We start from the raw sequence: 12,195 nt of genomic DNA on the forward strand, positions 1-12,195 counted from the left end.
GGAGCGGGCTTGCCCCGCGAAGAGGCCAGCCCAGGCAACCATCTTCTAAATGTGACCACCCGTTCACCCAGCCCCGCTCTGCCAGTACACTGCGCGATTGCGACACTGTTTGTCGCATTGCCGAAAGCCTTGGTAAAACAGGGTTTGGCGCTGTAACAAGTTGTCGCCTGGCAGCAAGGACAGGCGCCGATCAGTCCTTACAATCCCCCCATCGCTCGCCACTTCCAGGCCAGCGTTCCTCTTCAGGAGACTCAGATGTCCGTTGAGCAAGCCCCGGTGCAACGTGCCGATTTCGACCAGGTCATGGTTCCCAACTATTCGCCGGCGGCCTTCATTCCTGTGCGAGGCGAGGGTTCCCGAGTCTGGGACCAGTCGGGCCGCGAGCTGATCGACTTCGCCGGTGGCATCGCCGTCAACGCCCTCGGCCATTGCCACCCGGCGCTGGTCAAGGCGCTGACCGACCAGGCCAACACCCTTTGGCACGTCTCCAACGTCTTCACCAACGAACCGGCCCTGCGCCTGGCGCACAAGCTGGTCGACGCAACCTTTGCCGACCGCGCGTTCTTCTGCAACTCCGGGGCCGAGGCCAACGAGGCCGCCTTCAAGCTGGCCCGCCGTGTTGCCCACGACCGCTTTGGCGCCGACAAACACGAGATCATTGCCACCGTTAACAGCTTCCACGGCCGTACCCTGTTCACCGTGAGCGTTGGCGGCCAGCCGAAGTACTCCGACGGTTTCGGCCCGAAGATCACCGGCATCAGCCACGTCCCGTACAACGACCTCGAAGCGCTCAAGGCGCAGATTTCCGACAAGACCTGCGCCGTGGTCATCGAGCCGATCCAGGGCGAGAGCGGTGTGGTGCCGGCAGATCTGGCCTACCTGCAAGGCGCGCGCAAACTGTGCGACGAGCACAATGCGCTGCTGATCTTCGATGAAGTGCAGACCGGCGTTGGCCGTACCGGCTCGCTGTTCGCCTACCAGCACTACGGCGTTACCCCCGATATCCTGTCCAGCGCCAAGAGCCTGGGCGGCGGTTTCCCGATTGCCGCCATGCTCACCACCAACGCGCTTGCCAGCCACCTGGCGGTCGGTACCCACGGCACCACCTATGGCGGCAACCCGCTGGGCTGCGCCGTGGCCGCTGCAGTGCTGGATGTGGTCAACACCCCTGAGACCCTCGCCGGGATCAAGGCCAAACACACCCGCTTCAAGTCGCGCCTGGAAAAAATCGGCCAGGAAACCGGCCTGTTCTCCCAGGTGCGCGGCGTCGGCCTGTTGATCGGCTGCGTGCTGAGCGATGCCTGGAAGGGCAAGGCCAAGGACGTGCTCAACGCCGCTGAAAAAGAAAACGTGATGGTGTTGCAGGCTGGCCCTGACGTTGTGCGCTTTGCCCCAAGCCTGGTGATCGAAGACGCCGATATCGATGAAGGTCTTGACCGCTTCGAACGCGCCGTCAAGCAGTTGGCCCAGGCCTGACCGGCCTTGTCGCAGGCCCTGCACAGGGCCTGCGACACCGAATTCCAATGCGGGCACCTGCTTGCAGGTAGTGGCGTGTGCCCGCTGTTTTTCCGTGCCGATGTGAGCGGCACGCTATCCCGAAAGGAGTGACACCATGCTGGTGATGCGCCCCGCGCAAATGGCTGACTTGAACGAAGTGCAGCGCATGGCTGCCGACAGCCCGGTTGGTGTCACCTCGCTGCCGGACGATGCCGGCCGCCTGGGCGACAAGATCGCTGCCTCGGAAACCTCCTTTGCCGCCGAAGTGAGCTTCAACGGCGAAGAAAGCTACTTCTTCGTGCTCGAAGACAGCGCCACCGGCAAGCTGGCCGGCTGCTCGGCCATTGTGGCCTCGGCGGGCTACTCCGAGCCGTTCTACAGCTTTCGTAACGAGACCTTCGTGCACGCCTCGCGCGAGCTGAAGATCCACAACAAGATCCACGTACTGTCGCTGTGCCACGACCTCACCGGCAACAGCCTGCTGACCAGCTTTTACGTCCTGCCGGAACTGGTCAACAGCGGCTGGGCCGAGCTCAATTCGCGCGGGCGCCTGCTGTTCATGGCCGCACACCCCGAGCGCTTCGCCGATTCGGTGGTCACCGAAATAGTCGGCTACAGCGACGAACAGGGCGAATCGCCGTTCTGGGACGCCATTGGCCGCAACTTCTTCGACCTCAACTATTCCCACGCCGAGCGTCTGTGCGGGCTGAAAAGCCGCACCTTCCTCGCCGAACTGATGCCGCACTACCCGATCTACGTGCCGCTGCTGCACGACGAGGCCCAGGAGGCCATGGGCCAGGTGCACCCGCGGGCACAGATCACCTTCGACATCCTGATGCGCGAAGGCTTCGAGACCGAGCACTACATCGACATCTTCGATGGCGGCCCCACGCTGCATGCGCGCACCTCGAGCATCCGCTCGATTGCCCAGAGCCGCGTGGTGCCGGTCAAGGTCGAGGATGCCGCGGTCAAGGGCGGGCGCCCATACCTGGTGTGCAACGGCCAGTTGCAGGATTACCGCGCCGTGTTGCTTGAGCTTGACTGGGTGCCGGGCAAGCCGGTCAGCCTGAGCGCAGAAGCTGCCGACGCCCTTGGCGTGGGTGAGGGCGCCAGCGTGCGCCTGGTCGCCGTCTGAGCCCACGCCAACTGCAACAGTGAGTTTTGCGGCGGGCGCCGTCCGCCGCACAAGGAGATAGCATGATCGTTCGTCCTGTACGCAGCAGCGATTTACCCGCGCTGATCGAGCTTGCCCGCAGCACTGGCACCACCGGGCTGACCACGCTGCCGGCCAACGAAGAGCGCCTGGCGCGCCGGGTTGGCTGGGCGGAAAAAAGCTTTCGTGGCGAAGCCGAGCGCGGCGACACCGACTACCTGTTCGTGCTGGAAAACGACGAAGGCCTGGTGGTAGGCATCAGCGCCATTGCCGGCGCCGTCGGGCTGCGTGAGCCCTGGTACAACTACCGGGTTGGCCTGACCGTCAGCGCCTCCCAGGAGCTGAACATCTACCGGGAAATCCCCACCCTGTTCCTGGCCAACGACCTGACCGGCAACTCCGAGCTGTGTTCGTTGTTCCTGCGCAGTGACTACCGCAGCGGGCGCAACGGCCACTTGCTGTCCAAGTCGCGCATGCTGTTCATTGCCGAGTTCCCCGACCTGTTCGGCAAGAAGATCATCGCCGAAATGCGCGGCATGTCCGATGAAGCCGGGCGCTCGCCGTTCTGGGAGAGCCTGGGCCGGCATTTCTTCAAGATGGAGTTCAGCCAGGCGGATTACCTGACCGGCGTTGGTAACAAGTCGTTCATCGCCGAGCTGATGCCCAAGTTCCCGCTCTACACCTGCTTCCTGTCCGAGGCGGCGCGCAGCGTGATCGGCCAGGTGCACACCGACACGGAGCCGGCGCTGGCGATGCTCAAGCGCGAAGGCTTCAACTACCAAGGCTACGTCGACATCTTCGACGCAGGCCCGGCCATCGAGTGCGCAACCACCAGCATTCGCGCGGTGCGCGAGAGCGAAACCTTGGTGCTGGCCGTGGGCACGCCGGGCGATGACGCCACCCCGTACATCATTCACAACCGCAAGCGCGAAGACTGCCGTATCACTGCCGCGCCCGCACGCCTGGCGGCCGGCACCCTGGTGGTCGACCCGCAGACCGCCAAGCGCCTGCGCCTGGGCGCTGGTGACAATGTGCGCGCAGTGCCGCTGTCCGCCGCTCGGGAGGCCAAGTAAATGACCACGCATTTTATCGCCGGCCAGTGGCTCGCCGGGCAGGGCGAGGCCTTGCAATCGCTCAACCCGGTCACCCAGACAGTGGTCTGGGCCGGGCAGGGCGCTGATGCCGCCCAGGTCGATGCCGCCGTGCAGGCGGCGCGCAAGGCGTTCCCAGGTTGGGCGCTACTTGGCCTGGATGCGCGTATCAGCGTGCTGGAAGCCTTCGCTGACAAGCTCAAGGCGCGCGCTGACGAGCTTGCTCGCTGCATCGGTGAAGAAACCGGCAAGCCACTGTGGGAATCGGCCACAGAAGTGACCAGCATGGTCAACAAAGTGGCGATTTCAGTACAGAGCTACCGCGAGCGCACCGGTGAAAAAAGCGCCCCGCTGGGCGATGCCAATGCCGTGCTGCGCCACAAGCCGCATGGCGTGGTTGCGGTGTTTGGCCCTTACAACTTCCCAGGGCACCTGCCCAACGGGCATATCGTGCCGGCGCTGCTGGCCGGTAACTGCGTGGTGTTCAAGCCCAGTGAACTCACGCCCAAGGTCGCCGAGCTGACCGTGCAGTGCTGGGTTGAGGCCGGATTGCCCGACGGGGTGCTCAACCTGGTGCAGGGTGCGCGCGAAACCGGCGTGGCACTGGCGGCCAATGCCGGTATCGATGGCCTGTTCTTCACCGGCTCCAGCCGAACCGGCAACCTGTTGCACCAACAGTTCGCCGGGCGCCCGGACAAGATCCTTGCCTTGGAGATGGGCGGCAACAACCCGCTGGTGGTCGATGAGGTCAAGGACCTGGACGCTGCGGTGTACACCATCATCCAGTCGGCCTTCATTTCGGCAGGCCAGCGCTGCACCTGCGCCCGCCGCCTGCTGGTGCCTGAAGGTGCCTGGGGCGATGCGCTGCTGGCGCGCCTGGTAGAGGTCAGCCGCAGCATCAGCGTGGGGGCCTTCGACCAGCAACCAGCGCCGTTCATGGGCTCGGTCATCTCGTTGCAGGCCGCGCAGGCATTGCTGGCGGCGCAGGCCGACTTGCTGGGCAAGGGCGCCCTGGCGCTGCTTGCGATGACCCAACCGCAACCGGGCGCTGCGCTGCTGACCCCCGGGATTATTGATGTAAGTGCGGTGGCCGAGCGCGTCGACGAAGAGTTCTTTGGCCCGCTGCTGCAAGTGGTGCGTTACGCCAACTTCGAGGCGGCCATCGATGAAGCCAACAACACCCAGTACGGCCTGGCCGCCGGACTGCTGTCGGACTCCCATGCCCGCTACCAGCACTTCTGGCTGCGCAGCCGCGCCGGCATCGTCAACTGGAACAAGCAGCTGACTGGCGCTGCCAGCAGCGCGCCCTTTGGCGGGGTGGGTGCCAGCGGCAACCACCGCGCCAGCGCTTACTACGCGGCTGACTATTGCGCCTACCCCGTGGCATCGCTGGAGACCGCCAGCCTTGCATTGCCGGCGGCCCTGACGCCGGGCGTCACCCTATAACAACAGGTCTCGGAGCCTAGCCGATGAAATCCTACGAAGTGAATTTTGATGGCCTGGTGGGGCCAACCCACAACTACGGCGGCCTGTCGTACGGCAACGTGGCCTCGCAAAGCAACAGCCAGCAAGGTTCGAACCCCCGTGAAGCGGCGCGCCAGGGCCTGGCAAAAATGAAGGCGCTGATGGGCATGGGCTTTGTCCAGGGCGTGCTCGCGCCGCAGGAGCGCCCGGACGTCGCCGCTTTGCGCCGCCTGGGCTTTACCGGCAGTGACGCCGAGGTGATCCGCCGCGCCGCCAAGGAAGACATGCCGCTGTTGGTGGCCAGTTGCTCGGCATCGAGCATGTGGGTGGCCAACGCGGCCACCGTCAGCCCCAGCGCCGACACCGCAGATGGCCGCGTGCATTTCACCGCCGCCAACCTCAACTGCAAATACCACCGCAGCATCGAGCACCCGACCACCAGCCGCGTGCTCGGCGCCATGTTCAACGACGACAAGGTCTTCGCCCACCACCCGGCGTTGCCGGCCGTTGCGCAGTTCGGTGATGAAGGCGCGGCCAACCACACGCGTTTTTGCCGCAGCTATGGCGAGGCCGGTGTCGAGTTCTTTGTCTATGGCCGCAGCGCGTTCGACGCCCGTTACCCGGCGCCGCAGAAATACCCGGCGCGCCAGACCCTGGAAGCCTCGCAGGCCGTTGCCCGGCTGCATGGCTTGAGTGAGGGCGGGGTCGTCTACGCTCAGCAGAACCCTGCGGTGATCGACCAGGGTGTGTTCCACAACGACGTGATTGCGGTGGGTAACGGCGAGGTGCTGTTCTACCACGAGGATGCCTTCCTCGACACCGACGCGGTGCTTGCGCAACTGCAAGCTAAACTGGCCAGCAAGGGCGGTAACTTCCAGGCCATCTGCGTGCCGCGTGCGGCGGTAACGGTCGAAGATGCGGTGCGCTCCTACCTGTTCAACAGCCAGTTGCTCAGCCGCGCCGACGGCTCGATGCTGCTGGTGGTGCCAGAAGAGTGCCGCAACAACGAGCGGGTCTGGGCCTACCTGGCGCAGCTCGCCAGCAGTGGCGGGGCAGTCAAGGAGGTCAAGGTGTTCGACCTCAAGCAGAGCATGCAGAACGGCGGTGGCCCGGCTTGCCTGCGTTTGCGCGTGGCGCTGAAAGAATCGGAACTGGCGGCGGTCAACCAAGGCGTTATCATGACCGCCCCGCTGTACGACACCCTGGTGCAATGGGTCGACAAGCACTACCGCGATCGCCTCGTCGAGGCGGACCTTGCCGACCCGCAGTTGCTGGTTGAATGCCGCACGGCACTGGATGAACTGACCGGCATTCTCAAGCTGGGCTCGGTCTATCCGTTCCAACGCCAACCTTGATAGAGAGAATTAGCAATGTCCGACGCCCTGCAACTGATCCTGGAAGATGAAGACGGCACCCAGCTGGAAACCTCCTGCACCCGCTTTGCCGTAATGTGGCAAGGCAAGGAAGTGTGGATCCAGCAAGACGGCCGTGGCCAACTGCTGATCGGCGTCGATGTCGACGAAAACGACACCGAGTACGCCAACCTGTTGCTGCGCCCGATGGCGACCAACCTGGTCAGCCTGCAACTGGAAATGGAACCGGCTGAGGTCGGTGAAGACGACGATCATGTCCACGGCCCTGACTGCGGCCACCACCACTAAGGAAGCGCCCATGCTCGCCCTTGGCAAACTGCTTGAGCTGACCCTGACCGACCGTGAACCGGCCGAGAAGACCCAAGTGACGAGCCGGGGCGTGCGTTTGCGCTGGCTGGGCGAAGGTGCACTTGAAGTGCGCCCCCCAGAAAGCGACGACAGCGGCCTCGATGTGCTGCTGTCAGCGGGCATCCATGGCAACGAGACAGCGCCCATCGAGCTGCTCGAAGAGCTGTTGCATGGTGTTGCCAGTGGGCAGATCACGCCCAAGGCTCGGGTGTTGTTCCTGTTCGGCAACCCGGCGGCCATTCGCAAGGGCGAGCGTTTCATCGAGCAGGACATCAACCGCCTGTTCAACGGGCGCCATGAGCTGACCAGTGGTTTCGAAGCGCTGCGTGCGGCTGAACTGGAACAGTTTGCCCGGGTGTTCTTCAGCAAGCCCGGGCGCACCCGCCTGCACTATGACCTGCATACCGCCATACGCGGCTCGAAGATCGAGCAGTTTGCCCTGTACCCGTTCAAGGAGGGGCGCAAGCATTCGCGTAACGAACTGGCGCGCCTGGCGGCGGCCGGCATGCAAGCCGTGCTGCTGCAGAGCAAACCTTCGATCACTTTCAGCGCGTTTACCTACGAGCAGCTCGATGCCGAGGCTTTTACCTTGGAGTTGGGCAAGGCGCGGCCATTTGGGCAGAACGAGCAAGTCAACCTCGATAAGCTGCACACCCGCCTGGTGCAGATCATCGAAGGCACTGAGCCGCAGGCTGATGCCTCGCTTGCCGGGCTCAAGCTGTTCAGCGTGGCCCGCGAAATCATCAAGCACAGCGACAGCTTTCACCTGCACCTGCCGGCGGACATCGAAAACTTCTCCGAACTGAGCAAAGGCTACCTGCTTGCCGAAGACCTGGCCGAAATGCGCTGGGTGGTCGAGGAAGAGGGCGCGCGCATCATCTTCCCCAACCCCAAGGTCCGCAACGGGCTGCGCGCGGGCATTCTGGTAGTGCCGGATTCGGGGCAGCGGCTCGGTTGAGTACCGGGTTTTTTGGATCCGATGGCCGATGAAAACCTTTTAATTCACCGGCTGTTCCATTTTCCCTTGGCATGGGCGGTAATAGGCTTGCCAGTGGCGAAACGCTGCATTTAGCATCGCCCCATGTCATTTTCTGTTTGAACACGCTCAAAACCGTCCGATTGGCGGTTTCTTGCACATAAACACACTGCACCGAGCCTGCAGGACCGATATAATGCGGCCCTTTGCCGTCGTTTCGACGATTCGACGTGGCCGCCGTTTCCGTGGAAGAACCTATGAAAAGCGCTGAAATCCGTGAAGCCTTCCTTCGCTTCTTCGAAGAGCAAGGGCACACCCGCGTCGCCTCCAGCTCTCTGATTCCGGGCGACGACCCGACCCTGCTGTTCACCAACGCCGGTATGAACCAGTTCAAGGACTGCTTCCTGGGCCAGGAAAAGCGCGCCTATACCCGCGCTGTGAGCAGCCAGAAATGCGTGCGTGCCGGCGGCAAGCACAACGACCTGGAAAACGTCGGCTATACCGCGCGTCACCACACGTTCTTCGAAATGCTGGGCAACTTCAGCTTCGGTGACTATTTCAAGCGCGATGCAATCACCTTCGCCTGGACCTTCCTGACCTCCGAGCAGTGGTTGAACCTGCCCAAGGAAAAGCTCTGGGTCACCGTCTACGCAAGCGATGACGAAGCCTACGATATCTGGACCAAAGAGGTCGGCGTGCCGGCCGAGCGCATGGTGCGCATCGGCGACAACAAAGGCGCCCCGTACGCCTCCGACAACTTCTGGACCATGGGTGATACCGGCCCTTGCGGCCCGTGCACCGAGATCTTCTACGACCACGGCGCCGATATCTGGGGTGGCCCGCCCGGCTCGCCAGAAGAAGACGGTGACCGCTACATCGAGATCTGGAACAACGTCTTCATGCAGTTCAACCGCACCGCCGACGGCGTGCTGCACCCGCTGCCGGCGCCGTCGGTGGACACCGGCATGGGCCTTGAACGCATCAGTGCGGTCATGCAGCACGTGCACTCGAACTACGAGATCGACCTGTTCCAGAGCCTGCTGGCTGCCGCCGCCGAGGCCATTGGCTGCAACAACGAAGAGCAACCATCGCTGAAGGTGGTCGCCGACCACATCCGTTCGTGCGGCTTCCTGATCGCCGATGGCGTGCTGCCTTCGAACGAAGGCCGTGGCTATGTGCTGCGCCGCATCATTCGTCGCGCCTGCCGCCACGGTAACAAGCTGGGCGCCAAGGGCAGCTTCTTCCACAAGATCGTCGCGGCGCTGGTCAACGAGATGGGCGAAGCCTTCGTTGAGCTGAAAACCCAGCAGGCGCACATCGAGCGCGTGCTCAAGACCGAAGAAGAGCAGTTTGCTAAAACGCTGGAGCAGGGCTTGCGCATCCTCGAGCAGGACCTGGCGCAGTTGCAGGGCAGCGTGGTTCCGGGTGATGTGGTGTTCAAGCTGTATGACACCTTCGGCTTCCCGATGGACCTGACCGCCGATATCGCCCGCGAGCGCGAGTTGACCATCGACGAAGCCGGTTTCGAACGCGAAATGGACGCCCAGCGTGAGCGTGCGCGCTCCGCCAGCGCCTTCGGCATGGATTACAACAGCCTGGTCAAGGTCGATACCGCCACAGATTTCCTCGGCTACGAGGCTACCGAAGGCCAGGGCAAGATCATCGCCTTGTACAAGGACGGCCAGGCGGTCGACCAGCTTGGTGAAGGCGAGCAGGGCGTCGTGGTGCTGGACCGCACCCCGTTCTATGCCGAATCCGGCGGCCAGATTGGCGACACCGGCTTCCTGCAGGCTGACGCTGCGCGCTTTGACGTGCGTGATACCACCAAGACCGGCGGTGCCTTCCTGCACCACGGCGTGGTTGCCAGCGGCGCGCTGCTGATCGGTGCGCCGGTCGAGGCCAAGGTTGACGCCCAGGTGCAGCACGCCACGGCGCTGAACCACTCGGCGACCCACCTGCTGCACGAAGCGCTGCGCCAGGTGCTGGGCGAGCACGTCCAGCAGAAGGGCTCGCTGGTCGACAGCCAGCGCCTGCGCTTTGACTTCAGCCACTTCGAGGCGGTAACCCCTGCGCAAATCAAGGCGCTGGAGGACATCGTCAACCGCGAAGTGCGCCGCAACACCCCGATTCAGACCGAGCTGACCGACATCGAAACTGCCAAGGCCAAAGGCGCCATGGCGCTGTTCGGTGAAAAGTACGGCGACACCGTGCGCGTACTGAGCATGGGCGGCGACTTCTCCGTTGAGCTGTGTGGCGGTATCCACGCCAAGCGCACCGGCGATATCAGCCTGTTCAAGATCATCAGCGAAGGCGGCGTAGCCTCTGGCGTGCGCCGTATCGAAGCGGTCACCGGCGCCGTTGCGCTGGCCTACCTGAACGCTGCTGAAGAGCAGGTCAAGGAAGCCGCCCAACTGGTCAAGGGCAACCGTGACAACCTGATCGACAAGCTGTCGGCTGTGCTTGAGCGCAACCGTCAGCTGGAAAAGCAGCTCGAACAGTTGCAGGCCAAGGCCGCCAGCGCCGCAGGGGATGATCTCTCCAGTGCGGCTGTTGAGGTCAAGGGTGCCAAGGTCCTTGCCGCCCGCCTTGATGGGCAGGATGGCAAGGCACTGTTGGCGCTCGTCGATCAACTGAAGAACAAGCTCGGCCACGCAGTGATCCTGCTGGGCAGCGAGCATGAGGGCAAGGTCGTGCTGGTGGCTGGCGTGACCAAGGACCTCTCCGGCCAACTCAAGGCTGGCGACCTGATGAAACAAGCCGCTGCGGCGGTCGGTGGCAAGGGCGGTGGTCGCCCTGACATGGCTCAGGGTGGTGGCGTTGATGTCGCCGCGCTGGACAAGGCCCTGGCCCTGGCAGTGCCGTTCGCCGAGCAGGGACTTTGAGATGGAGCGGCCGCCGTGTGAACGGTGGTCGCGCCATGTTGGATTGTTTTTTGGGGCCCCTGGTGGGCTGAGGCACCTTTGAAATGGCGTTGATCGTACAGAAATTTGGCGGTACCTCTGTCGGTTCCATCGAGCGGATCGAGCAGGTAGCCGACAAGGTCAAGAAATTCCGTGAGTCGGGCGACGACCTGGTCGTCGTGCTGTCGGCCATGAGCGGGGAAACCAACCGCCTGATCGACCTGGCCAAGCAGATCACCGAAAAGCCTGAACCGCGTGAGCTTGACGTGATCGTGTCGACTGGCGAGCAGGTGACCATTGCACTGCTGACGATGGCCCTGATGAAGCGTGGCGTGCCTGCGGTGTCCTACACCGGCAACCAGGTGCGCATTCTCACCGACAGCGCGCACAACAAGGCGCGCATCCTGCAGATCGACGACCAGAAGATCCGTGCCGACCTCAAGGCTGGCCGTGTGGTGGTGGTTGCTGGTTTCCAGGGCGTCGATGAGCAAGGCAACATCACCACCCTCGGTCGTGGCGGCTCCGACACCACTGGCGTTGCCCTGGCGGCGGCGCTGAAGGCTGACGAGTGCCAGATCTACACCGATGTCGATGGTGTCTATACCACCGACCCACGTGTGGTGCCGCACGCGCGGCGTCTGGAGAAGATCACCTTTGAAGAGATGCTGGAAATGGCCAGCCTCGGTTCCAAGGTGCTGCAGATCCGTTCGGTGGAGTTCGCCGGCAAGTACAACGTCCCGCTGCGCGTGCTGCACAGCTTCAAGGAGGGTCCGGGTACCCTCATTACCATTGATGAAGAGGAATCCATGGAACAGCCGATCATTTCCGGTATCGCCTTCAACCGTGATGAAGCCAAGCTGACCATTCGTGGCGTGCCGGATACCCCAGGCGTTGCGTTCAAGATCCTCGGCCCGATCAGTGCTTCGAACATCGAAGTCGACATGATCGTGCAGAACGTCTCGCACGATAACACCACCGACTTCACCTTCACCGTGCACCGCAACGAGTACGACAATGCGCTGAGCGTGTTGCAGAAGACCGCCAACGAAATCGGCGCGCGTGAAGTGATCGGCGACACCAAGATCGCCAAGGTGTCGATTGTCGGCGTTGGCATGCGTTCCCACGCAGGTGTTGCCAGCCGCATGTTCGAAGCCCTGGCCAAGGAGAGCATCAATATCCAGATGATCTCCACCTCCGAGATCAAGGTCTCGGTGGTGATCGAAGAGAAGTACCTCGAACTGGCTGTACGTGCGCTGCACACCGCGTTCGAACTCGACGCACCTGTACGACAGAGCGAGTAACACGTAGCCCAAAGGGGCGCGGCTTGCCGCGCCCTTCGCGTTTCTGGCTATCAGAGGGGCTCCTGTCCAGGTGCCTCTGGTGGCCATTACGG

General features: G+C 63.2%; 9 protein-coding genes. All 9 read left to right on the forward strand.

The window, feature by feature from the left end:
* Positions 1 to 255: 255 nt before the first annotated feature.
* Positions 256 to 1,476, forward strand: coding sequence for an aspartate aminotransferase family protein (locus HU719_RS19430; RefSeq protein WP_186523159.1), 1,221 nt, complete (start codon positions 256 to 258; stop codon positions 1,474 to 1,476).
* Positions 1,477 to 1,612: 136 nt separating this feature from the next.
* Positions 1,613 to 2,632 (forward strand): arginine/ornithine succinyltransferase subunit alpha, encoded by a 1,020-nt coding sequence (aruF, locus tag HU719_RS19435; protein ID WP_186520218.1) that lies wholly within the window; start codon positions 1,613 to 1,615, stop codon positions 2,630 to 2,632.
* A 62-nt stretch (positions 2,633 to 2,694) separates the two neighbouring features.
* Positions 2,695 to 3,723 carry an arginine N-succinyltransferase gene (gene astA / locus HU719_RS19440; RefSeq protein WP_186537062.1) on the forward strand — a complete coding sequence of 343 codons (1,029 nt, stop codon included), beginning with the start codon at positions 2,695 to 2,697 and terminating at the stop codon, positions 3,721 to 3,723.
* The gene (gene astD / locus HU719_RS19445; RefSeq protein WP_186537063.1) at positions 3,724 to 5,187 is read left to right on the forward strand and encodes a succinylglutamate-semialdehyde dehydrogenase; all 1,464 of its coding nucleotides are present in this window, start codon (positions 3,724 to 3,726) and stop codon (positions 5,185 to 5,187) included.
* A 23-nt stretch (positions 5,188 to 5,210) separates the two neighbouring features.
* On the forward strand, positions 5,211 to 6,560 hold the full coding sequence (gene astB / locus HU719_RS19450) for an N-succinylarginine dihydrolase (RefSeq protein ID WP_186537064.1): 1,350 nt from the start codon (positions 5,211 to 5,213) through the stop codon (positions 6,558 to 6,560).
* A gap of 15 nt (positions 6,561 to 6,575) precedes the next feature.
* Positions 6,576 to 6,866 (forward strand): topoisomerase II, encoded by a 291-nt coding sequence (locus HU719_RS19455; protein WP_186520214.1) that lies wholly within the window; start codon positions 6,576 to 6,578, stop codon positions 6,864 to 6,866.
* Between the two features lie 10 nt (positions 6,867 to 6,876).
* Positions 6,877 to 7,884, forward strand: a complete 1,008-nt coding sequence (gene astE / locus HU719_RS19460) for a succinylglutamate desuccinylase (RefSeq protein ID WP_186537066.1) — start codon at positions 6,877 to 6,879, stop codon at positions 7,882 to 7,884.
* A 275-nt stretch (positions 7,885 to 8,159) separates the two neighbouring features.
* Positions 8,160 to 10,784 (forward strand): alanine--tRNA ligase, encoded by a 2,625-nt coding sequence (gene alaS, locus HU719_RS19465; RefSeq protein ID WP_186537065.1) that lies wholly within the window; start codon positions 8,160 to 8,162, stop codon positions 10,782 to 10,784.
* A gap of 83 nt (positions 10,785 to 10,867) precedes the next feature.
* Positions 10,868 to 12,103: an aspartate kinase gene (locus tag HU719_RS19470; protein WP_186520212.1), complete on the forward strand. Its 1,236-nt coding sequence runs from the start codon at positions 10,868 to 10,870 to the stop codon at positions 12,101 to 12,103.
* The last annotated feature ends 92 nt before the right edge of the window (positions 12,104 to 12,195 follow it).

Source organism: Pseudomonas farsensis (assembly GCF_014268805.2).
Classification (GTDB): Bacteria; Pseudomonadota; Gammaproteobacteria; order Pseudomonadales; family Pseudomonadaceae; genus Aquipseudomonas; species Aquipseudomonas farsensis.

Coding starts and splice junctions, on each gene's coding strand:
- astD (WP_186537063.1), top strand. CDS start 3,724: ATGACCACGCATTTTATCGCCGGCCAGTGGCTCGCCGGGCAGGGCGAG.
- astB (WP_186537064.1), top strand. CDS start 5,211: ATGAAATCCTACGAAGTGAATTTTGATGGCCTGGTGGGGCCAACCCAC.
- HU719_RS19470 (WP_186520212.1), top strand. CDS start 10,868: ATGGCGTTGATCGTACAGAAATTTGGCGGTACCTCTGTCGGTTCCATC.
- HU719_RS19455 (WP_186520214.1), top strand. CDS start 6,576: ATGTCCGACGCCCTGCAACTGATCCTGGAAGATGAAGACGGCACCCAG.
- alaS (WP_186537065.1), top strand. CDS start 8,160: ATGAAAAGCGCTGAAATCCGTGAAGCCTTCCTTCGCTTCTTCGAAGAG.
- HU719_RS19430 (WP_186523159.1), top strand. CDS start 256: ATGTCCGTTGAGCAAGCCCCGGTGCAACGTGCCGATTTCGACCAGGTC.
- astE (WP_186537066.1), top strand. CDS start 6,877: ATGCTCGCCCTTGGCAAACTGCTTGAGCTGACCCTGACCGACCGTGAA.
- aruF (WP_186520218.1), top strand. CDS start 1,613: ATGCTGGTGATGCGCCCCGCGCAAATGGCTGACTTGAACGAAGTGCAG.
- astA (WP_186537062.1), top strand. CDS start 2,695: ATGATCGTTCGTCCTGTACGCAGCAGCGATTTACCCGCGCTGATCGAG.